The sequence below is a fragment of the Antiquaquibacter soli genome (assembly GCF_030580675.1).
Lineage (GTDB): Bacteria > Actinomycetota > Actinomycetes > Actinomycetales > Microbacteriaceae > Rhodoglobus > Rhodoglobus soli.
In genome coordinates this window covers 1,714,802-1,735,905 of record NZ_JAUQUB010000001.1, presented here as the reverse complement: position 1 = coordinate 1,735,905, position 21,104 = coordinate 1,714,802, and the positions used below count along the sequence as shown (strand labels likewise).

The window sequence follows — 21,104 nt, the reverse complement described above, 5'->3', positions numbered from 1 at the left end:
GCACTAATGGCACACAAGAAGGGCGCAAGCTCCACCCGTAACGGCCGCGACTCGAACGCGCAGCGCCTCGGCGTCAAGCGCTTCGGCGGCCAGGTCGTCTCGGCCGGCGAGATCCTCGTCCGCCAGCGCGGCACCCACTTCCACCCCGGCGCCAACGTCGGTCGTGGCGGCGACGACACGCTGTTCGCCCTCGCCGCTGGCTCGGTCGAGTTCGGCGCGAAGGGCGGCCGCAAGGTCGTCAACATCGTTACCCAGTAACGCACCAGCATCCGGCGACGAGCGAGCTTCGGCTCGCTCTCGCTGTTTAAGCATCATCCAAGGAGCAGTCCGCATGACGACGTTCGTCGATCAGGTGACCCTTCACCTGCGCGCCGGGCACGGCGGCAACGGCTGCGTCTCGGTGCGCCGCGAGAAGTTCAAGCCGCTCGCGGGCCCGGACGGCGGCAACGGCGGTGACGGCGGCGACATCGTGCTCGTGAGCGACCCGCAGGTCACGACGCTCCTCGGCTTCCACCGCGCCCCGCATCGCAAGTCCGAGCACGGCCAGCCGGGCATGGGCGACCACCGCGCCGGCACGTCCGGCCAGACCCTGGAGCTCGCCGTCCCCGTCGGCACAGTGGTCAAGGATGCCGACGGCACCGAGCTGATCGACATGGATGCCCCGGGCATGCGCTTCGTCGTCGCGCCCGGCGGACAGGGCGGCCTCGGAAATGCCGCCCTCGCGACCACGAAGCGCAAGGCGCCCGGTTTCGCGCTCCTCGGCACGCCCGGTTTCGAGGGCGACGTCCGGCTCGAGCTGAAGACCGTCGCGGATGTCGCGCTCGTGGGGTACCCCTCGGCCGGCAAGTCGAGCCTCATCGCCGCCTTGAGCGCTGCCCGGCCGAAGATCGCGGACTACCCGTTCACGACGCTGCATCCCAACCTCGGCGTCGTCGAGTCGGGCGACGTGCGCTACACGATCGCGGATGTCCCGGGCCTCATCGAGGGGGCGAGCGAGGGCAAGGGGCTGGGCCTCGAGTTCCTCCGCCACGTCGAGCGCTGCTCGGCGCTCCTGCACGTGCTCGACTGCGCGACTCTCGAGCCCGGGCGCGACCCGCTCTCCGACCTTGACATCATCCTCGGCGAGCTCGCCGCGTACCCCGTCCCGGAGGGTCAGCTCCCGCTGCTCGAGCGACCGCAGCTCATCGCCCTGAACAAGGTCGACGTGCCCGAGGCGAAGGACCTCGCCGACCTCGTGCGCCCCGACCTCGAGGCGCGCGGCTACCGGGTGTTCGAGGTGTCCGCGGCGACGCACGCGGGCCTCCGCGAGCTCTCGTTCGCCCTCGCCGAGCTCGTCGAGTCGGACCGCGCGGCCCGCGCCCTCGCGGAGACGGTGAAGCCGCGCATCCTCATCCGTCCGCGCGCCGTCGACGAGCGCGAGTTCGTCATCAAGGTCGAGGGCGGCACCTACGGGGACACCTACCGCATCCTGGGCGCGAAGCCCGAGCGGTGGGTGCAGCAGACCGACTTCGCCAACGAGGAGGCTGTCGGGTTCCTCGCGGACCGGCTCGCCAAGATCGGCATCGAGGACGAGCTGTTCAAGGTCGGCGCGGTGCCCGGCTCCACGGTCATGATCGGCGCCGGCGACGGCATCGTCTTCGACTGGGAGCCGACCCTCTCGTCGGCCGCCGAGCTCATCACGAGTCCGCGCGGCACCGACAGCCGCTTCGACGACAACGACCGGCAGACCAACCGCGAGCGCCGGCAGAGCTACAAGGAGCGCATGGACGCGAAGGCAGCCGCGCGAGCGGAGCTGGATGCAGAGCGCGAGTCGGGTCTGTGGACGGACGACGAGGGGTTCGCTGTGCGGCGGGAGCGCGACGATGACGAGTGACGTGGCATCCCACGCGGACATCCCGACGGCGAAGCGCATCGTCGTCAAGGTGGGCTCGTCGTCGGTGAGCGGCGAGAACGTCGGCCAGATCGCGTTTCTCGTGGATGCTCTCGCCGCCGCCCACGGACGCGGGTCGGAGGTGATCCTCGTGTCGTCGGGTGCCATCGCCACGGGCATCCCGTACCTCAAGCTCGATGCGAGGCCGACCGATCTGGCGACGCAGCAGGCCGCTGCCGCGGTCGGGCAGAATGTGCTCATCTTCCGCTACCAGGACAGCCTCGACCGCTACAACATCGTCGCCGGGCAGATTCTCCTCACCGCGGGCGACATGGAGAACCCCACCCACCGCAGCAACGCTCAGCGCGCCATGGAGCGCCTCCTCGGCCTGCGGATCCTGCCCATCGTCAACGAGAACGACACGGTCGCGACGCAGGAGATCCGGTTCGGCGACAACGACCGGCTCGCGGCCCTCGTGTCCGTGCTCGTCCACGCGGACGTGCTCGTGCTGCTGAGCGACATCGATGCCCTCTACACGCGACCGCCGGGGGAGCCGGGGGCGACCCGCATCGATCGCGTCCCGTTCGATGACGACCTCTCCGGCGTCACGTTCGGCGATATCGGCGCCGCGGGTGTCGGCACCGGGGGAGCGGGCACGAAGGTCGCCGCTGCGAAGCTCGCGGCGGCAGCGGGCATCCCCACGCTCCTGGCGGCGACGGGAAGCGTCGCGGATGCTCTTGCCGGCGTCGAGCTCGGCACGTGGTTCGAGGCTGCGCCGGTCGTAGACTCGACGCATGCCTGATTCCGCCCTTCTCGTCTCCCTGACCGACAAGCTCTCCGCGTCGCGGGATGCGGCTCGAGTGCTCGCGACCGCGACGACGGCGCAGAAGAACGACGCCCTTCGGGCGATCGCCGCCTCGATCGGCCAGCACGAGGCCCGCGTCCTGACGGCGAACGAGCTCGACCTGGCGAATGGGCGCGAGAACGGACTGAGCGAGGCCCTCCAGGACCGCCTCCGCCTCGACCCGAGCCGCCTTGCGGGCCTCTCCTCGGCGGTGCTGGACATCGTCGCGCTTCCCGACCCGGTCGGCGACGTCGTCCGTGGCTCCCGGCTCGAGAACGGACTGCAGCTCACGCAGGTCCGCGTACCGTTCGGTGTCGTCGGAGCGATCTACGAGGCTCGTCCCAACGTGACCATCGACATCGCCGCCCTCGCTCTGAAGAGCGGCAATGCAGTCGTGCTCCGTGGCGGTTCGGCGGCCGAGAACACCAACCGCGTCCTGGTCGAGGTCATCCAGTCGGCTCTCGCCGAGGTGGGCCTGCCGATCGAGTCGGTGCAGACCATCGACGAATTCGGTCGCGAGGGTGCGACGGAACTCATGCAGGCCCGTGGCTACGTCGACGTGCTCGTTCCTCGCGGCAGCGCGCAGCTCATCGACACGGTCGTCCGCGAGTCGAAGGTGCCGGTCATCGAGACGGGTGCGGGAGTCGTGCACGTCTATCTGGATGACTCGGCCGACCTCACCACGGCCGTCGACATCGTCCACAACGCCAAGGTGCAGCGCCCGAGCGTCTGCAACGCCCTCGAGACGCTTCTCGTGAGCGCCGCATCCGCTGACCGGCTGCTGCCGGACGTCCTCGCGAAGCTGCGCTCCTCGGGCGTGACGGTGCACGCGGATGCCCGTGCGCGCGCGATCTTCCCCGACTCCGTCCCCGCCACCGAGGAGGACTGGGGCACCGAGTACATGTCGCTCGACATCGCCGTGCGCGTCGTCGACTCCCTCGACGAGGCGCTCGAGCACATCCGCGACTATTCGACGAAGCACACCGAGTCGATCATCACCAACGACATGGCCCGCGCGGAGCGGTTCCTCGCCGAGGTCGACTCCGCGGTCGTCATGGTCAACGCCTCGACCCGGTTCACCGACGGCGGCGAGTTCGGTTTCGGCGCGGAGGTCGGCATCTCCACCCAGAAGCTCCACGCCCGCGGTCCGATGGGACTGCCCGAGCTCACGAGCACGAAGTGGATCGTGCGCGGCAGCGGCCAGGTGCGCGGATAGGATGGGCACCATGAATCTTCTCGTCACCGTGCTCACCGAGACCGACGCTCACGAGCTCGCGCCGCTGATCATGCCGCCGCTCGCGTTCGCGGGCATCGCCGTCGCCGTGTTCGCGGCCCTCGGTTTCGTGACCTGGAGCTACCGCGACGTCGCCAACCGGCACTCGAACAAGTCGGCCAAGGGCGGCCACGACGCGCACGGCGCGGGCCACTAAGGGATCCCAGCCCGGATGACGTCGGTTGCACAGCGCCGTGCCCGAATCGGAATCATGGGCGGCACGTTCGACCCCATCCACAACGGCCACCTCGTGGCCGCGAGCGAGGTGCAGCAGCAGTTCGACCTCGACGAGGTGATCTTCGTCCCGACGGGACAGCCCTGGATGAAGGGCGAGGTGACCGAGAGCGAGCACCGCTACCTCATGACCGTCATCGCGACGGCGGCTAACCCGCGGTTCACCGTGAGCCGCGTCGACATCGAGCGGGATGGCCCGACGTACACGGTCGACACCCTGCGCGACATCCGTTCTGCCCGCCCTGATGCCGACCTCTTCTTCATCACTGGAGCCGACGCCGTCGCCCAGATCCTCGACTGGAAAGACGTCGCCGAGGTGTGGGAGCTCGCGCATTTCATAGCTGTTTCACGGCCAGGGCACCGGCTCACCATTAGCGGATTGCCAGAGCAAGGCGTAAGCTCGCTTGAAGTGCCGGCACTGGCGATATCCTCCACAGATTGTCGAAGCAGAGTCAGTCGGGGCTTTCCGGTTTGGTATTTGGTCCCAGATGGAGTCGTCCAGTACATCGCCAAGCACCACTTGTATCGGAGTAGCTAGATGACCACTTTCCAGGACCAGCAGCCGCAGTCGCGGCGTGCAGCCCGGCAGAGTGAGCGCGCGGAGAACGCGGAGCCCGCCGTCGGCGTGTACTCGGACCCGTCGGCGCCTCGCGAGATGTGGGACACCACCGCCCGCCGCGCCGCTCAGCTCCAGCAGACCCCGGCGCAACCCGGTTCGGCGCCGCAGTCGGGCGGCCGTCGCGCCGCGGCCCCCTCCGGCGAGCCCCTCGACTACGTCACCCAGCAGAAGCCGGCGATCCCCACCTATGACGGCCCCTCGTTCCGCCCGCGCGGCACCACGCCCGAGCCGGGTCAGGATGCTCTCCCGCCCACCCAGGCGATGCCGGTGGCCGACCGTCCCGCCTTCCGACCGCGCGACTTCAGTCCGGAGGGGCGTCGTTCCGCCGCGCCGGATGCCCCCGTCACGGCGATCCCCGGGTGGACCGAGCCGATCGAGCCGCTCGCCGCTGCCGACCTCGACTATCAGACCGAGGGGCGCGTGACCCCATCCGCCGCGGTTGCTCCGTCGGTTCCCGAGGCACCCATCGCGGCCGTCCCGCCGACCATCGCTCCCGCGGCGGTCGCGCCCGTGGAGCACATCGAGCCGCCGATCTCGGCAATCCCTGAGTCGGTCGCCCCCGAGCACACCCTCACTCGTCGTGAGTTGCGCGCCCTCCAGGCAGCCGAGGCTGCAGCGGCGGTCCCGGAGCTGCAGGAACCTCCGCGCCCTGAGCCGGTAGCGCCCTCGGACGAGGAGCAGGCGTGGCCGTTCGCGAACCTCGTCGCCGGGAGCGCTCCGTCTGGGACGGAGCCGCCCGCGGCATCCGCTCCGGCTCCCTCGGTGGCCCCCGAGTCGGCCCAGCCGATCTCGACGCTGCCGACGTCGGCTCCCGAGCCGGAACCGAACACGGGCCTCACGAACGCGCTGAACGAGTTCGACTGGCTGGCCGGGCAGCACGACGCCCCGAGCATCCCGCCCGTCGTCCCCGCCGCTCCCGACCCCGCTCCCGCGCCCGTCGCGGAGGAGGCCAGTCCTTGGACGCCGCCGCAGGGCCACTGGTCGACCCAGCTGCAGCAGGACGACCCGTCGCAGCCCATCGAGACCACGCTCAGCCGCACCGTCGGCAGCGGGTCGGCGACGACGAGCGCGCTCGTGCTGCCGATCATCCCGGATGGCGACATCCGCGGCCCGCTCACCGGCACCGGCGAGATCATGCTCACCGGCTCGATCGACCTCCCGCACTCGCTCGCGGCCACGGGCGCCTCGGCGCGACTCGAGCACGAGGGCATCGACCGGCTCTTCGAGTCGCACGACGCGGAGCTCGTCTCGACGGACTCCGCTCCTGTGAGCGCCATCAAGGCCGTCAGCACCCAGTCGGGTTCGAACATCGGCCACGCTCCGAAGCCGAAGGGCAATCGCGCCCTCACCGCCCTGCTGATCGCGGCCGCATCGATGGCCGTCGTCGTCGTCGGACTCCTCGTGGTCGCGCTGGCGGTCGGCGTCTTCTAGATGACCCGCAACCGAAGGACCCTGTGACTGCATCCGAACACGCCCGCGATCTCCTGGCGGTGGCCGCTCGAGCCGCCGACTCCAAGCAGGGCGAGGATCTCGTCGCTCTCGACGTGTCGGGTCCGCTTCCGCTGACGGACGTCTTCCTTCTCGTCACGGGTCGCAACGAGCGCAACGTGCAGTCGATCGCGAGCGAGATCGAGGACAAGCTCATCGAGGCCGGCTCGAAGCCGCTGCGCCGCGAGGGGCGCGCCGAGGGCCGGTGGGTGCTCCTCGACTTCGGCGATCTCGTCGCCCACATCTTCCACGAGGAAGACCGGATGTACTACTCGCTCGAGCGCCTGTGGAAGGACTGCCCGGTCATCCCGCTCGACCTCGAGCCCGTTCCGGTCGCCGACTAGGCCTTCTTCTTCATCAGCCAGGGCCGCAGTGCCCGGGTGACGAACGGCATGGCCAGGTAGGTCATCACCGGGGTGATGAGCACGACCGTGAGCAGTACGCGGAAGACGAGCGGCCACGTCGACGTGAGCGGCGAGAGCGCCCAGTTCGCGAACAGGCTCAACGGGAAGAACACGACGAAGATCGAGATCATCTGCTTCCAGCGCGGTGGCGCCGGGGGAGTGCTCGCGATGACCTCGACCGACGAGGGATGATCGAACCACCCCTCGATGCCGGTGAGGCGCTCTTCAGGCGTGTGCTCGACGATCCCGAGAGCGGACGCCATCCACCAGCGCCGCTCGTCGGACTCCTGCCAGGTGGCGAGGGACGCGGCATCCGCGAACCGGAACAGCATGTGCCACTCGGGGCTCGCCGGGTCGGGGCGGATCCAGCCCGACCCCAGGTAGCCGGGGTAGGTGCTCATGAGGTCCTCGCCCGATCTCGCCCACGCCGCGAACTGGCGGGCCTGCGCGGGGTCGACGATTCGGGTGATGGATACGGTGATCGGTTCGCTCACCCCTCCAGTCTGCGGGATGCTCCGGCCGTGGTCATCCGCACCCCCGGGCTTCGGGTATAGTGGTCAAGCACGTTTCACGGGCCCGTGGCGCAGTTGGTAGCGCACCTGCATGGCATGCAGGGGGTCAGGGGTTCGAATCCCCTCGGGTCCACAAATGAAGAAAGCCGCCTCCGGGCGGCTTTCTTCATTTGTGCACCCCAGTAGGATCCGATCCACCGGGGTCCCCGCCGGCGCAGTCCGTCGCGTCGCCCCGTCGTGACCTGCCACGGTCCGGTTACCGCGACGTGGCGGCGGCACCGGTGGGGCGTCGAATCCCCTCCGGTCCACAAATGCAGAAAGCCGCCTCCGGGCGGCTTTCTTCATTCTGTAGGCTCCGTCCGCCAGGATGGTTGGATGACCGAGCCGGATCTCTACGCCGCCACCCTCGTCGTTCCCGTTGCACTGAGCCGCGTGGATGCTCTGGCGGTGGTCGCGCTCGCGCGAGACGAGTCGGTTGAAGGCATCGGCTCGTCGAGGCCGAGAGTGCAACTCGGCGGAGGTGCGTGGGTGGAGGTGGAGATCCCGAAGTTCGGTGACCCTCCGCCGGTCGCGCTGGACGTCTATTCGACCCGGAGCGACGATCACGCACGACTGGAGGCGCTGCGGCTCGCCGCCGACCTAGAGAGGGTCGCGGGATGGAGCATCCATCCCGACTTTGAGCTCGACTGAGCGGGCGCTAGTTGGCTTCTGGGTTTGCCGAGTTATCCGACGCCTTCTTGGGCCGCAGAGTGTTGCCGATGGTGCCCGTGAGCCCGGAGACGGCGGCTTTGACGGCGCTGCCAGCGTGCTGCGCCGCGATAACGGCAGGGACCTCGTCGGCAATACCGTCACCGTTCGCATCAACGGGGCGGAAAGGCTCGCTCACCCGGTTCAGAGCTTGGCTACCCAGACGCTTGGCTACCCCCGCGCCGCCAACAGTGCCCTCTTTGATCTTTTCCACCATCTCACCTGCGGCCTGGCTCCAGCGCTTAGCAGCGATGCCGTCGCTACCCGCCGCGATCCCGAGTCGGTCGCGCAGGCCGTGGACTCGCTCGACCACATTGTTGCTCGACTTCACCGCAGCAGGCGAATCGAACGGGTTGAGCAGCACCGCAGCGTTTGCCTTTCGAACGGTTTCGTCCATCTGCGCAAGCAGAGTTCCGGTGCACCGCTCGATGTGGCGGAGGCGGTTGTGCCGGGCCGCGAGCAGTCCAGCGTGATGGTCCTCGAGCTCCTCTGGCGAGGCGTCCAGCACGCGATCCAGTTCAAGCACTGACACGCCCTCTTGGAGTTGGACGGTCCGCGCGAGTACGGCCAGCCATTCTGCAACCTGAGGCTCCAGCTCCCGCGTGACTCGGGCGATATCGCCCATGTCGGCCTTTTTTCTCAGCTTCTCTGCGATCGCATCCAGTTCCCGGAGCGCGTAGGCCTGCGTCCGGGCGAGCGTCTGGGAGGTTGCCTGCACCTTCGACCACGTGATTTCCGACACGCGGCCGACCTGATCGCGGATCGTCATGGCTTCCTCGATCACCAGATCCACGCCGATCATGTCGGCGAGGACCGCATTCTTCTGCCCGCGGAGGATGTCGTCGACCTTCTCGTTGATCGTCTTGAGGTAGTCGGCGATCTCGTCCATCTGGTGCTGCATCGCGTACTGCGACATGACCGCTGCGGCGCCGGCGAGGACGGCCGGATTGGTGAGAACCGTGCCTGGTTTGGTGACGATCTCAAGGATGTGCTTCGCCGTGCTCTTGTTTCTGAGAGCAATGGCCCGCACGACTCCCTCAGTCGAGCCTGTCATCATCTGGGACTTCTGGAACATGCGCGCGGACTCTTCCGTCAGCTTCACCCAGCGGCCCGCGGAAGCACCAGCGGTTGCAGCAGCCTCGGCTACCGTTCCTCCCACGGTCGCGATCGACCAGACGCGGTGGAAGTCGACCGGCCTCGACGGTAGACGGTCGAGGCCCGACATGAGGAAGAAGCGCTCCACGTCGTCCACCGAGCCGATCACCGCGATTCCGGTTCCGTCGCTGACAATCTCGATTTCACCCTCCACGCGCGCGCTCTCCTCCAGCATCTCGGACGCTACCGCCGCACCTGACGGGCGAGCGCCGCCCGATCCCGCCACGCGCCGGTCGACCACAACGCCGCCGCCACCAGGACAGGCTGGAAGGGCAGTCGCGCCCAGCGCTTCGCGTCGGTGTCGAGCCCGAAAGCGTCGCGGCGGTGGATGAGCTGGGAGATGTTGCCGGGGAACACGGCGATGAAGAAAGCGGCGGCGAGCCATCCGACGGGCACTCGCCGGCGTCCGGCAGCGAGAAGCGCCGAACCGAGTCCGATCTCGGCAGCACCCGAGCCGACGACCACGAGGTCCTCATCGAAGGGCAGGGAAGCGGGCACTTGCGCCCGGAATCCGCGACGGCCGAACGTGAGGTGGGCGATGCCCGCGAACACGAGGGACGCCCCGAGGAGCATCCGAACGGCCGTGCGCGCCGTCGATGTGGGCTGGGTGCCGTCGATCATGCGGGAACCGCCGGGGTGCGCAAGACCTTCTCCATCGGCTTGCCCCTGTAGAGCTCGTCGACGAGCTTGTCGAGGTAGCGGATCTTCTGCATGAGCGGGTCGTCGATCTGCTCGACGCGCACCCCGCAGATCACGCCGGTGATGAGATCCGCCGCGGGGTTGAGTTCGGCCGCGTCGAAGAACTCGCGGAACGTCGAACCCGCCTCGAGGTGGTGCCGTAGTTGCGCGTCGTCGAAGCCCGTGAGCCAGCGGGTGACCTCGTCGAGCTCCTCCGGCGTGCGGCCCTTGCGCTCGAGTTTGGCGACGTACAGGGGGTAGACCGAGGAGACGGGCATCCCGAAGATCCGGCTCATGGGCCTAGCGTACCCCGCGCCTCATCCGACGACCCGGGAGGATGCCCCGTCTACGAGCAGCGCGTCTCCGTCGCGCAGGGCGAGCACTGGAACACCTCGGGAAGTGAATTCCGCGACCATGGCCTCGACGGCCGCAGACTCCGGGTGCGGCGATCGATAGTGCGGAGCCAGGGCTGTCTCGACGAATCCCAGCCCCTCCCAGACGACCTCCCGCGGGTACCCCGGCGGCACGTCGTCCGGCGGATCGACGGACTCGATGCCGCGGAGGGTGGACGTCGCCACGACAGCTCCCGCGCTGAACCCGCCGTAAACGAGGTCGCCTGCGCGGACCCTCTCGGCGATCGCGCCGTCGAATCCGCTCTCGCGCATGGCTCGCCGCAGGACGAATGAGTTTCCCCCAACGGCCCACACGACTCCGAACTCGGCCAGATCGCGCTCGAGGTCGCCTGCCCGACCGAAGTAGTCGCGCAAGTCGACCTCACTCGCGTGCAGCCCGATCGCGGCGAGAGCCTCGACGTTCTCCGCGATCTGGCGCGTGAGACGGTCACCGTACCCGTCGAGCGCGTTCATCACGAGCGCGGTTCGCGTGCGGCTCCCGGCGAGGGCGGCCAGCTCGTGGCCCGCGTTGCCGAGCCCGTAGGAGGAGAGGTAGAGCTTCACGAGCTCGCCGCGGCGCGGGCCTCGGCGGCGAGACGACGGCGGCGGACGGCATCCTTGAACCACTGCGCGTCGGGGATGCGGGCCAGCAGGGGTCCCGCGATAACGGTGATGAGCACGTAGGCGGTCGCGAGCGGGGCGAGGGCGGGTTCGAGGCCTGCGGTGACCGCGAGTCCGGCGATGACGATCGAGAACTCCCCGCGCGGAGTGAGGGAGAGTCCCGCTCGCCAGCGGCCCGGGATGCCAATGCCTGCGCGCCGGGCCGCCAGGTAGCCAGCCAGCGTCTTCGTGGCCATCGTCACGATCGCGAGGACGAACGCGGGCACGAGCACCGGCACGATGTCCGCCGGGCTCGTCGAGAGGCCGAAGAAGACGAAGAAGACGGTGGCGAACAGGTCGCGCAGCGGCGAGAGGATGACCGTCGCGTTGTGCGCGACCTGGCCCGAGATCGCGATCCCGACGAGGAACGCGCCCACGGCGGCCGACACGCTCACCTGCTCGGCGAGGCCGGCGACGAGCATCGTGAGCCCGAGGACGCCGAGTAGCAGGGGCTCGGGAAGGTGCGCGGGGAAGAGCCGCGACAGCTGCTTGCCGAAGCGCACGGCGATGAACAGGATGACCGCCACCACCCCGACCGCGAGAGCGACCGTGAGCGAGCCCTGCAGAAGTCCGGTGCCGATCACGAGGGCGGAGAGGATCGGCAGGTAGAACGCCATCGCGAGGTCCTCGATGACGAGCACCGAGAGGACGACGGGGATCTCCCGGTTGCCGAGTCGGCCGAGGTCGCGCAGCACCTTCGCGATCACTCCCGACGACGAGACCCACGTGATTCCGGCCAGGGCGACCGCTGCGAGCCATCCCCACCCCATGACGAGTCCGAACAGGGCACCCGGCACGGCGTTGAGCAGTCCGTCGAGGAGTCCCGCGACGCGCGACTGCTTCAGGCTCGCCATGAGCTCGCGCGGCGAGTACTCCAGGCCGAGCATCGCGAGGAGCAGGATGACGCCGATCTGGGCGCCGATCTCGAAGAACTCCTCGCTCGCATCGAGGGGCACGAGACCGCCGTGACCGACGGCGAGGCCCGCGAGCAGGTAGAGCGGGATCGGGGAGATGCCGAAGCGCAGCGCGAGACGACCCAGAACGCTCAGGACGAGGAGGAGGGCTCCGACCTCGATCAACAGGAGTGTCGTCTCGTGCACGGCGGTCTAACCCGGCCCGCGGTCGATGAGCTTGGCGAGGGCATCGAGCCCGGCGCGTGTTCCGACGGCGACGATCGTGTCACCGTGCTCGAGCAGCACGTCCGGAGTGGGGGAGGAGAGCACCTGGCTGCCGCGCACGATCGCGACGATCGACGAGCTCGTGAGCGTGCGCGCCTTCATGTCGCCCATCGGGCGCCCGATGTAGCCCGAGCCGCCGGGCAGCGAGAACTCCTCCGTGTAGAGGCCGAGTGCGCGGTCGCTCAGGCTCGACAGCCGGGAGAGCTGGATGCTCGCGCCCAGGACTTCCGCGAGAGCGGCGGCCTCATCGTCCGTCAGTGCGATGGAGTCGGTGCTCGCGTCGGGGTCGTCGGCATCGAAGAGCGCCACCTCGCGCTCGCCCGATCGCAGCGACACGACGCTGATGCGGCGCCCGTTGGCGGTGATGACGTCGTTGCGCACACCCATGCCGGGCAGGTCGACGCGTTCGATTCGTACGCTCACGGTCTTACGGTAGTCCATCCAGTTTCCTCCAAGTCGCGCACGACAGGATGGGGGCATGAAGTGCCCCACCGACTCCGCAACCCTGGTCATGAGCGAGCGAAACGGCATCGAGATCGACTACTGCCCCGAATGCCGGGGAGTGTGGCTCGACCGCGGCGAGCTCGACAAGATCATCGATCGCGCGGGAGCCGCGGCATCCGCCCCGCAAGCGCCCGCCTACCAGCCGCCCGCTCCCCAGTACCGCGAGCAGGGTTACGGCCAGGGCCACAACGGCTATGCGCAGCCGTACCGCAAGAAGAAGGACAACTGGCTCTCCGAGCTCTTCGACTGACGCGGGTTTCGCGCCGCCGCTAGGGTGGCGGCATGGAGATCGCCGAGTGGAGTGACCTGTTCGTCGCGGTCGCGGGAGCGTCGGCCGCTCTCGCCGGGCTCATCATCGTCGCGATGAGCGTCAACATCGACGTCATCGTGAGGTTCCCGTCGTTGCCCTCCCGAGCGGGGGCGACGATCTCGGTGCTGGTGCTCGCCACCGTCGTGTCGGTGCTGGGCTTGATCCCGGCGATCCCGCTCGCGTGGCTCGGAGCCGCGACAATCCTCTTCGCCCTCGTCTGCCTCGGCTTCGCCCTCGAGTCGACGCTGCGGCTCGTGCGGGATGACGCGCGCGCCGGCATCCTCAAGGGCGCCGTCCTCGTGGTGCCGGCCCTCGCCTTCCTCGCCGGGGGAGCGGTGCTTGCCGCCGGGTCGGTCGCGGGGCTCTACTTCGTTGTCGCCGGGATGGTCCTCGGCTTCGTCGGCACCGTGCTCAACGCGTGGGTGCTGCTCGTGGAGATCCGCCGCTAGGCGGCGACCCCGTACTTCTTCATCGAGGTCTCCACGATCGTGAGTCCCTCGAGGCCGGGCATCCGGGAGATGTGCTCGTCGAGCTTGCGGATCTCGCGCAGCCCCTCGTCGCCGGCGAAGAGGTGGCCCATCACGTGGGTGACCTCCTCGGGCTCCATGACGCTGGACCCGACGGGGCCCCACGCGTTCTTGAGGGCGAAGCGCGCGAGCACCTGGGCCTTCTTGCTCTTCGCGAGCCGCTCGCGAGCCTGGGTCGCGTAGAACGCGACGTGCCGGGCCTCCTGCTTGGCGATGCGGCGCAGCAGCTCGGCGAGCACGGGGTGGCCCTCGAGGTCGGCAAGGCGGTTGTACGCCGCGACGGCAGACCACTCGTTGGCCGCGCCCCAGATCATGTGGACGGCGATGAAGTCCTTGCCCACGATGTTGCCCAGCAGCGACTGCTTGATCGGGTCGAGGCGGTCCTTCCAGCCGAGCTTGAGTCGGGTGGCCTTCAGCTGGTCGAAGTCGACGACGACGCCGTGCTTGCCGAGGACGGCGGCGAGAGCCTCGCCGTGCCAGAACTCCTCACGGTTCCACATCGTCATGAAGGCGCTCACGTCGGCCTCCTTGTGGGAGGGCGTGACGAGAAGGTCGCGGAGGTAGCAGACCGTGTGGTACTCGATGTCGCACATGTAACGCAGGCTGCGCAGCGTCGACTCGGGCAGCGGGTTCGACTCGAACTCGTCGAAGTCGAGGTCCTGCCACGCCACGCTCACCGACGTCGCGGTGTACTTGTCGATATCAAACGCCATTGCCTGCTCCTTCGGTGAGGGCCACTGATGCTTCGGAGTCCTGCGGCTGGGCGACGGGTGCTGCCCCGCGTTTCCAGTCAACCACGTTCCAGTGCTTCTCCCGCGCGTGCCGGTAGAGGTGGATGTCGGGGTTCACCGCCGTCGGGTTTCCGAGCAGCTGCAGCCACACCAGGTCGGCGTGGCTGTCGCCGTACCCGTACGACTGCGTGAGGTCGAATCCGTTCTGGGCGGCGTAGTGCCGCAGCCACGCCGCCCGAGCCTCGTCGACGAGGGGCGGGTCGGCGAGGAAGCCGGTGAGGATGCCGTCGCGCTCGTGCATCCGGCCGGCCACGACCTCGTCGAAGTACGGAACGAACGGCTCGACCATGAGGTCGATCGTGCCGGTGACGAGGATCGTGCGGTGGCCGGCGTCCCGGTGCTGCTGCACTCGAGCGAGCGCCTCGGGCAGCGCCCGGCGCATCATCGCCTTGCCGAACGAGCCGCGCACGTCGCGCTGGATTTGCGCGACCTTGAAACCCTCGTAGCGCCGCATGAAGGTGCGGATGAACTCGCCGCGGTCGCGGCGCTCCGCCCGCCAGTACTTGCGCAGGGAGAACGCGAAATCTGCGAGATCGTGAGCGACGCGCTTGCGCGGCACGGTTCCCGACCACAGCTGCAGGTACTGCTTGACGAGGTTCGACTCGAGGACGGTGCCCTCGAGGTCGAAGATCGCGACCACGTCGCTGCGCTCGGGCAGTGCCCGCGTGACCTTCGCCTTCGCGGCGGGTCGCTTGCCGAACGCGCGCGTCAGGGTCGTCACCGCGGGGAAGTGGATGTTCTGGAAGTAGTGCTCCCAGTCGATCTCAGTGACGTCGAAGCCCTCGTCGCGCTGAACGTCCGCGGGAAGCGTCGCGAGCAGCGCGCGGGTGTTGGTGTCGTCGAAGATGATCTCCGTCTGCACGTAGGCGCGGTAGAGCTCCGTGAAGGCGCGGAGTTGTGCGAGGCCGTGCTGACCCTTCACGACGCCGTCCAGCCACGTGCGGGTGCGGGGCGTCGCGGGCATCCGCTCGATGAGGCGCTCCGCGCGCTCGGCCTGGCGCTCGCGCTTCACGAGCGCCTTCTCGACCTTCTGCCCTCCGGGGAAGCGCCACGACGGCACGCGGATGTCGCCCTTCTCGTCGGGCAGCGGGTTGGCGGTGAAGTACGTGTTGACGTTCTCGTACATGCGGTGGAACGGGAGCGGGTTGCTCTTGCCTGACACGACCTGGAAGTACCGCGGCTCCTTCGGCACGGCGGGCCGCGCGGCGACGGCGAGCGTCGCGTTGACGACGAAGTCGACGGGGATGACGTCGAGCACCGAGTCCGGCAGGCCGGGGAAGTCCGGGAGTTGACCGCGGCCGTAGGCGATGATGAGCGGGTCGGCGACCTTGAACCCGTCGATCCAGCCCGGGAACGGGTGGTGGAGTGCGCTCTCGATGATCGACGGGCGCACGATCGAGAGCCGATGTCCGGCCTCCGCCCACAGCTCCTCGGCGGCGCGCTCGGCGAACGCCTTCGTGAGCGTGTACACGTCGGTCCAGCCGAGGCTCTCGGCACGAGTGCGGCCGTAGTCGACGAGTCGCTCGCGCACCCACTCGGCGCGCGCGGCCTCGGCGAACTGCGCGACCGCTTGCGGGCCGGTCTTGCCGTGGCGGGCCTTCGCGCGCTGCAGCTGTCGGCGGAGCGCCTCCGGCTGGCGCGACTCGAGCTCGACCCGCTCGCGGGCGGACTTCGCGGCGTCGGACTCGGCGCGCCAGTCGACATCGTGGCTGAGGGACGCCTCGGGGACGATCCCCTTGCGGATCCCCCCGACGTAGGCCGTGGAGATGTGGACGACGTGCGGGTCGCTGCCGCTCGCGAGGAGGGCGCCGTAGACGCCGTGCGCGCCGCCGACGTTCGTGTCGAAGGCCTCGTCGATGGGAGGGTCGAAGGAGACCGTCGAGGCGGAGTGGATGACGACGTCGAGATCGCCGGGCAGGGCGCCGACGTTGCTCAGGCTGCCGTCGACGACGGAGACCCGCTCGGCGAACTGGCGTCGGGCCTCCTCCTCTCCCACCCGGTCCATCCAGGCCTTGAAGACCGGCTTGCGGAGCATGTTCTCGAGGCGGGCCTGCGCGGATTGGCTGCCCTTGCCCCGCACGAGCACCGAAATGCGGGTGCCCGGATGCGACGACAGCAGTCGCTCGAGGATCGCCTGCCCCACGAACCCGGTCCCGCCGGTGAGGAACACGTGCTCGTCCGTCAGGACGGGCGCGTCCGCGGTCTTCTTCGCCGAGCGGGACGGCGCCGAGCGGGCGGTAGTCGAGCGGGTGGTCGTGCGAGCTGGGGTCACAGCCGGGCGGCCTTTCGGATGAGGCGCAGCCCGGACTGGCCGGGCAGCGTGTCGACGCGCGCGTCGATCTCGTCGACGACCTCGGGGGCGCCGCTGAACAGGTGGGTGAGGAACCAGCGGGTCTCGGAATCCGGCTCGGCCTTCGCGCCGATGGGCCACGGGGTGCGAGCGAGCCGCTTTCGGGTCAGCGAGCGGGCCCGCGGCGACTCCGTGAGCCGGAATCGGGCCTGAGCTTCGAAGAAGTCGAGCTGCCGCTCCTTGACCTCGAGGAACTCGGCGATCGTCTGGGCCAGCTGCGGGTTGCCGTCAAGGTCGGCGAGCCGGCGGTAGGCCGCCTGGGTGAGCCACTCGTCGACCGTGCCGAGCGCCATGTGGACGGCGATCATCGGGACGCCGATGATGTTCGCGACGATGGACTCGCGGATGGTGCGCTCGACGGGCGTGATGAAGGGGGAGCGGTCCGCCTCCGCGCCCTCGGGCTGGTGGGCGAGGATGATCTGCTCGAGTGCGTCGGCGATCCAGTACTTCTCGTACGCCCACGTGACGAGGAACGCGGTGATGCGGGCATCCTTGTGCGTCGCGGTGACGAGCACGCTGCGCAAGTGGGTCATCGTCGCGCGCTCGATGATCTGCAGGTAGCGCAGCGCGCGCAGCGTGTCGTCGGTGAGCCGGGCGGAGCGGTAGGACTCGAGCCCGAGCCTCTCACGATGGCTTCCCGCGGCTGTCCGCGCGAAGTCGCGAACGTCGAAGTGAGGCGCCGGGAAGGCCCCGCCCCCGGCCGTCTCCACGGACGCCTCCGGCTGTTCGGGCATCCGTCATACCTCCGAGACCTGGTCGCTGTGCGAGCAGTCTACCCGCCTTACGCTACGGGGCCCGTAGCGTAAGGTATCGACCATGGCAACGGCTCTCGTGACCGGCGGCACCTCGGGCATCGGCGCCCAGTTCGCCCGGCAGTTGGCCGCGCGGGGATTCGACCTCGTGCTCGTCGCCCGTGATGAGGAGCGCCTCGACGCCGTCGCGGCCGAATTGCATGCCGCGAGCGGCATCCATGTCGAGACGTTGCGCGCCGACCTCGGCGACCGGTCGGACGTCGACCGCGTCGCGCGGCGCATCGAGGACCCCGATCGGCCCATCGACGTCGTCATCAACAACGCCGGCTTCGGCGTGCACCAGGGCTTCACCGAGGGGGATCCGGCGGTGCACGACCATGCCTTCGAGGTGATGTGCCGGGCGGTGCTCGTGCTGTCCTCCGCGGCCGCCCGCGCCATGGTGCCCCGCGGCTCGGGCACGATCCTCAACGTCTCGAGCCTGCAGACGTACCTCGCCACCGGCTCGTACGCCGCGATCAAGGCCTGGGTCACCGCGTTCACCCAGGGTCTCGCGGTCGAGCTCCACGGCACGGGGGTGACGGTGACGGCGCTGCTTCCCGGGTGGGTCTCGACCGAGTGGCACGCTCGGGCGGGAGTGCGCACGAGCTCCATCCCGGACTGGCTCTGGACGGAGCCCGACGTGGTGGTCCGGCTCGCGCTGCGCGACGTCGACCGGGGTCGCGTGATCTCCATACCGACGGTTCGGTACCGGGTGCTCGGGTGGTTTGCCCGGCACCTGCCCCGGTTCACGGTGCGGTGGATCTCCCGCCGCCTGACGGCGAGGCGACGGGCACCAGGCCCGCAGTCGGTCGGCTCCGAACATCCCGTCGTGGATCGGAAGGACGACTAGTGGACCGCTTCAGGTCGAAGCCCGTGGCCGCCGTTCGCTTCGTCGCGCAGCGGGGCCTCCTCAAACCCCTCGTCTGGTCGCTCGTGCGCGTCTCGACGCGAGGACTCGATCGGCTCGACTCGGTCGATGCCCCCTTCATCCTCGTCGCGAACCACTCGAGCCACCTGGATGCCCCGCTCATCTTCGGGTGGTTGCCCCGCCGACTGTCCCGATACCTCGCGGCGGGCGCCGCGGCGGACTACTTCTTCGATGTCGCCTGGCGGAAGTGGCTGACGACGCTCTTCTTCAACGCGTTCGCGATCGAACGGAACTCCGAGGGCAAGCGGACCGGGTCATCCCGGTCGCTCCTGGAGCGCGGGGTGCCGCTGCTGATCTTCCCCGAGGGGGGCCGATCCAAGCACGGCGAGATGGGTCGGTTCAAGCCCGGCGCCGCAGCGCTGTCGCTCGCGACCGGCACCCCGTGCATCCCGGTCGCGCTCGTCGGGGCGAGCACGGCGATGCCGCGCGGCGTGAACTGGCCCAAGAGGGGCCGGTTGCCCGTTACAGTCGTGTTCGGCGCCCCGATCACCCCGACCACAGGCGAATCGACCGAGGAGTTCTCGGTCCGCCTCGCTGCGGAAGTGCGACGCCTCCACGAGACCGTGCAGCCGATGCCGTCGCGCGAGCACGCAGAGAAGGGACGCTGATGACCGCCGTCAAGCACATGAAGTGGTGGGGCTGGGGAAACGAAGGCGTGGGCTTCCACCACGAGGACAAGCCGGGCTTCGCACCGTTCGTCCTGCAGGCGGTCGGCCTCGACCTCCTCACCGCGACTCGCGCGGGAGAGCCGTCGTTCGCCGACCTCAAGGTCGGCAAGTCCAAGGCGACGGCCGCCTTCGTCAAGCAGCTCGCCGCGATCGTCGGCGCCGAGCACGTCTCGACCGACGACATGCTGCGCGTCATCCACACCTACGGCAAGAGCCTCCGCGACCTCGTGCGCATCCGCGGGAACCAGATCCAGCGCAGCCCCGACGTCGTCGTCTACCCGGCGGATGAGGCGCAGGTGCAGGCGATCGTGGATGCCGCGGTCGCCGCCGACGCCGTGATCATCCCGTTCGGGGGCGGCAGCAACATCGGCGGCAGCCTCGAGCCGCACCGCGGGGAGAAGCGCGTCGTCATCTCCCTCGACCTCGGTCGGCTCCGCGAGGTCGTCGCCATCGACGCCGAGTCGGGGCTCGCGCGCATCCAGGCCGGTGCCCAGGGTCCGGACCTCGAGGCTCAGCTCAACGCGAAGGGCTGGACCATCGGTCACTTCCCGGACAGCTTCACCCACTCGACGGTCGGCGGCTGGGTCGCAACCCGGTCCTCGGGAATGCAGTCGGACAAGTACGGCGACATCGCCGACATCTGCCGCGGCCTCCGGATGGTGCGCCCCGGCGGCACCCTCGTGCTGCGGCCCTTGCCCTCCACGTCGAGCGGTCCGAGCGTTCGCGAGATGATCCTCGGGAGCGAGGGGCGGCTCGGCGTCATCACCGAGGTCACCGTGCAAGTGCACCGCGTCCCTGAGAAGCGCAACATCTACGCCTACTTCTTCCCGAACTGGGCCGCCGGCATCGAGGCGATGCGCGAGATCTCCGAGTCGGATGCGACGCCGTCGATCACGCGAATCTCCGACGCACGCGAGACCGGCTTCACCCTCGCGACGAGCAAGGAGCGGCACGGTTTCTCGAAGTTCACCGCCGAGACCGTGCTCCCGGCTCTCATGAAGCGCAAGGGCTGGAATCTCGACGACATCTGCATCTCCTTCATCGGCTACGAGGGCGGCACGGCGCACGCGAAGCGCCAGAAGAAGCTCACCGATGCGATCGTGAAGAAGCACGGCGGCATGGGGGTCGGTGAGGGGCCGGGCATCCTCTACGACCAGAAGAAGTTCGACACGCCCTATCTGCGCGACTTCCTGCTCGACATGGGTGCGGCCGGCGATGTCTCCGAGACGGCGGCACCGTGGTCGCGGCTGATCGACGTGCACAAGAACGTCTACGCGGCCGCGCAGAAGGCCTACGACGAGATCGGGGTGAAGGGGTGGATCATGTCGCACCTCTCGCACTCGTACCACTCGGGCGCGTGCCTGTACTTCACCTTCGCGTTCGTCTTCAAGAACGACCCGCTCGGGGAGTACAACATCGTCAAGAACGCCATCCAGCAGGCGTTCGTCGACACGGATGCCACGATCTCGCACCACCACGGGGTCGGTCGCGAGCACTCGCCGTGGCTCGCCGAGGACATCTCGCCCGAGGGCGTCGCGGTCATGCAGGCGCTCTTCGACGGAGCGGACCCGGGGTCGAACTTCAACCCCGGCAAGATCATCGACGCGGGCTACTAGCGAGCCCTGCGGCCCGGGCCGGACAGCCCGGGCCAGAGCAGCCCGAGCACCGATTCGACCCACTCGTCATCGGTGGGGCGCCCGCGGATCATCTCCGCGATGACCGCGCCCATGAGCACGGACAGCACGAGTTCGATGTCGAGGTCCGCCCGAAGCTCGCCGTCGGCGACCTCGGCGCGCAGGTCGTGGCGCAACGGTCCGATCGAGGCGCGGATCATCCCCAGCAGCACGTCGCGGAAGACCGGGTCGCCGTCGGCCATGACCGCCGCGAGCGCACCCCGACCGACGACGTTCTCGATCATGTCGCGCGCGTGCCGGAGCGCCCAGCGCACCGTGTCCTCGGCGCTCAGGCCCTCGGGCAGGTCGATCGGGCGGGTGGCCGACACGACCGCGGCGGCGAGAAGCTCGTCGCGGTTCTCGAACCGCCGGTAGATGGTCGTCTTCGCGACCCCGGAGTGAGCCGCGACCGACTCCACGCTCACGGCGGAGGGACCGCGGCTGCGCAGCAGGTCGAGCGCGGCGAAGGAGATCCGCTCATCGACTCCGGCCCGCGACATCCCCTCAG

Annotated in this window: 25 protein-coding genes and 1 tRNA gene; 15 read left to right on the top strand and 11 right to left on the bottom strand. The window is 69.2% G+C overall.

All coding sequences use genetic code 11. The annotated features are described in order from the left end of the window. Positions 1-6 precede the first annotated feature (6 nt). The 8 genes from rpmA (at position 7) to rsfS (ending at position 6,672) form a co-directional block, all read left to right on the top strand. On the top strand, positions 7-258 hold the full coding sequence (gene rpmA, locus Q5716_RS08555; protein WP_305002651.1) for a 50S ribosomal protein L27: 252 nt from the start codon (positions 7-9) through the stop codon (positions 256-258). A gap of 73 nt (positions 259-331) precedes the next feature. Further along, positions 332-1,873, top strand: a complete 1,542-nt coding sequence (gene obgE, locus Q5716_RS08550; RefSeq protein WP_305002650.1) for a GTPase ObgE — start codon at positions 332-334, stop codon at positions 1,871-1,873. Continuing rightward, positions 1,863-2,672, top strand: coding sequence for a glutamate 5-kinase (proB, locus tag Q5716_RS08545; RefSeq protein WP_305002649.1), 810 nt, complete (start codon positions 1,863-1,865; stop codon positions 2,670-2,672). The genes obgE and proB overlap by 11 nt, the downstream gene beginning before the upstream one ends. Beyond that, a complete protein-coding gene (locus tag Q5716_RS08540) occupies positions 2,665-3,930 on the top strand; it encodes a glutamate-5-semialdehyde dehydrogenase (protein WP_305002648.1) in 1,266 nt (421 codons plus the stop codon). Before proB ends, Q5716_RS08540 begins: the two co-directional genes overlap by 8 nt. Before the next feature lie 10 nt (positions 3,931-3,940). Next, positions 3,941-4,144, top strand: coding sequence for a hypothetical protein (locus Q5716_RS08535; RefSeq protein WP_305002647.1), 204 nt, complete (start codon positions 3,941-3,943; stop codon positions 4,142-4,144). 15 nt (positions 4,145-4,159) lie between these two features. After that, the gene (nadD, locus tag Q5716_RS08530; RefSeq protein ID WP_305002646.1) at positions 4,160-4,759 is read left to right on the top strand and encodes a nicotinate-nucleotide adenylyltransferase; all 600 of its coding nucleotides are present in this window, start codon (positions 4,160-4,162) and stop codon (positions 4,757-4,759) included. Next, on the top strand, positions 4,760-6,271 hold the full coding sequence (locus Q5716_RS08525) for a hypothetical protein (RefSeq protein ID WP_305002645.1): 1,512 nt from the start codon (positions 4,760-4,762) through the stop codon (positions 6,269-6,271). Positions 6,272-6,294: 23 nt separating this feature from the next. Next, complete coding sequence (rsfS, locus tag Q5716_RS08520; protein WP_305002644.1) at positions 6,295-6,672, top strand: ribosome silencing factor; 378 nt, start codon at positions 6,295-6,297, stop codon at positions 6,670-6,672. On the opposite strand, the gene Q5716_RS08515 is transcribed toward rsfS, so the two are convergent. After that, positions 6,669-7,226, bottom strand: coding sequence for an antibiotic biosynthesis monooxygenase (locus tag Q5716_RS08515; protein ID WP_305002643.1), 558 nt, complete (start codon positions 7,224-7,226; stop codon positions 6,669-6,671). The genes rsfS and Q5716_RS08515 overlap by 4 nt on opposite strands. A 78-nt stretch (positions 7,227-7,304) precedes the next feature. Here Q5716_RS08515 and Q5716_RS08510 point away from each other — a divergent pair. Continuing rightward, positions 7,305-7,377, top strand: a tRNA-Ala gene (locus Q5716_RS08510). Positions 7,378-7,619: 242 nt separating this feature from the next. Next, positions 7,620-7,934, top strand: coding sequence for a hypothetical protein (locus tag Q5716_RS08505; protein ID WP_305002642.1), 315 nt, complete (start codon positions 7,620-7,622; stop codon positions 7,932-7,934). A gap of 7 nt (positions 7,935-7,941) precedes the next feature. Here the strand turns inward: Q5716_RS08505 and Q5716_RS08500 are convergent, their stop codons facing one another. From Q5716_RS08500 to Q5716_RS08475, 6 genes are read right to left on the bottom strand one after another with little or no spacing between them, the layout of a single operon-like run. Then, positions 7,942-9,321 (bottom strand): hypothetical protein, encoded by a 1,380-nt coding sequence (locus Q5716_RS08500; protein WP_305002641.1) that lies wholly within the window; start codon positions 9,319-9,321, stop codon positions 7,942-7,944. Between the two features lie 8 nt (positions 9,322-9,329). After that, complete coding sequence (locus Q5716_RS08495; RefSeq protein ID WP_305002640.1) at positions 9,330-9,767, bottom strand: DoxX family protein; 438 nt, start codon at positions 9,765-9,767, stop codon at positions 9,330-9,332. Beyond that, the gene (locus tag Q5716_RS08490; RefSeq protein WP_305002639.1) at positions 9,764-10,120 is read right to left on the bottom strand and encodes a DUF2200 domain-containing protein; all 357 of its coding nucleotides are present in this window, start codon (positions 10,118-10,120) and stop codon (positions 9,764-9,766) included. The genes Q5716_RS08495 and Q5716_RS08490 overlap by 4 nt, the downstream gene beginning before the upstream one ends. Positions 10,121-10,141: 21 nt before the next feature. Continuing rightward, positions 10,142-10,780, bottom strand: a complete 639-nt coding sequence (locus Q5716_RS08485) for a Type 1 glutamine amidotransferase-like domain-containing protein (protein ID WP_305002638.1) — start codon at positions 10,778-10,780, stop codon at positions 10,142-10,144. Next, positions 10,777-11,976, bottom strand: a complete 1,200-nt coding sequence (locus Q5716_RS08480; protein ID WP_305002637.1) for a cation:proton antiporter — start codon at positions 11,974-11,976, stop codon at positions 10,777-10,779. Before Q5716_RS08480 ends, Q5716_RS08485 begins: the two co-directional genes overlap by 4 nt. 6 nt (positions 11,977-11,982) lie before the next feature. Continuing rightward, entirely contained in the window at positions 11,983-12,477 is a 495-nt protein-coding gene (locus Q5716_RS08475; protein ID WP_305002636.1) for a cation:proton antiporter regulatory subunit, read from the bottom strand. Positions 12,478-12,532: 55 nt separating this feature from the next. Here Q5716_RS08475 and Q5716_RS08470 point away from each other — a divergent pair, with 55 nt between their 5' ends. Together Q5716_RS08470 and Q5716_RS08465 are read left to right on the top strand one after the other, a co-directional pair. Beyond that, positions 12,533-12,808 carry a TFIIB-type zinc ribbon-containing protein gene (locus Q5716_RS08470; RefSeq protein ID WP_305002635.1) on the top strand — a complete coding sequence of 92 codons (276 nt, stop codon included), beginning with the start codon at positions 12,533-12,535 and terminating at the stop codon, positions 12,806-12,808. A gap of 32 nt (positions 12,809-12,840) precedes the next feature. Continuing rightward, positions 12,841-13,317, top strand: coding sequence for a hypothetical protein (locus Q5716_RS08465; RefSeq protein ID WP_305002634.1), 477 nt, complete (start codon positions 12,841-12,843; stop codon positions 13,315-13,317). On the opposite strand, the gene Q5716_RS08460 is transcribed toward Q5716_RS08465, so the two are convergent. The 3 genes from Q5716_RS08460 to Q5716_RS08450 form a co-directional block, all read right to left on the bottom strand. Then, positions 13,314-14,108: a ferritin family protein gene (locus Q5716_RS08460; protein ID WP_305002633.1), complete on the bottom strand. Its 795-nt coding sequence runs from the start codon at positions 14,106-14,108 to the stop codon at positions 13,314-13,316. The genes Q5716_RS08465 and Q5716_RS08460 overlap by 4 nt on opposite strands. Beyond that, positions 14,098-16,371 (bottom strand): SDR family oxidoreductase, encoded by a 2,274-nt coding sequence (locus Q5716_RS08455; RefSeq protein ID WP_305002993.1) that lies wholly within the window; start codon positions 16,369-16,371, stop codon positions 14,098-14,100. The genes Q5716_RS08460 and Q5716_RS08455 overlap by 11 nt, the downstream gene beginning before the upstream one ends. Before the next feature lie 83 nt (positions 16,372-16,454). Then, positions 16,455-17,270: a hypothetical protein gene (locus tag Q5716_RS08450; protein WP_305002632.1), complete on the bottom strand. Its 816-nt coding sequence runs from the start codon at positions 17,268-17,270 to the stop codon at positions 16,455-16,457. Positions 17,271-17,352: 82 nt separating this feature from the next. Between Q5716_RS08450 and Q5716_RS08445 the strand changes: the two genes are divergently transcribed. Genes Q5716_RS08445 through Q5716_RS08435 form a run of 3 tightly spaced genes read left to right on the top strand, consistent with a single transcriptional unit; the run spans position 17,353 to position 20,539 of the window. Continuing rightward, complete coding sequence (locus Q5716_RS08445) at positions 17,353-18,177, top strand: SDR family NAD(P)-dependent oxidoreductase (RefSeq protein WP_305002631.1); 825 nt, start codon at positions 17,353-17,355, stop codon at positions 18,175-18,177. Next, positions 18,177-18,863, top strand: coding sequence for a lysophospholipid acyltransferase family protein (locus Q5716_RS08440; protein WP_305002630.1), 687 nt, complete (start codon positions 18,177-18,179; stop codon positions 18,861-18,863). Before Q5716_RS08445 ends, Q5716_RS08440 begins: the two co-directional genes overlap by 1 nt. Next, entirely contained in the window at positions 18,863-20,539 is a 1,677-nt protein-coding gene (locus Q5716_RS08435) for an FAD-binding oxidoreductase (protein WP_305002629.1), read from the top strand. The genes Q5716_RS08440 and Q5716_RS08435 overlap by 1 nt, the downstream gene beginning before the upstream one ends. Here Q5716_RS08435 and Q5716_RS08430 read toward each other — a convergent pair. Then, entirely contained in the window at positions 20,536-21,096 is a 561-nt protein-coding gene (locus Q5716_RS08430; protein ID WP_305002628.1) for a TetR/AcrR family transcriptional regulator, read from the bottom strand. The genes Q5716_RS08435 and Q5716_RS08430 overlap by 4 nt on opposite strands. Between the last annotated feature and the right edge of the window lie 8 nt (positions 21,097-21,104).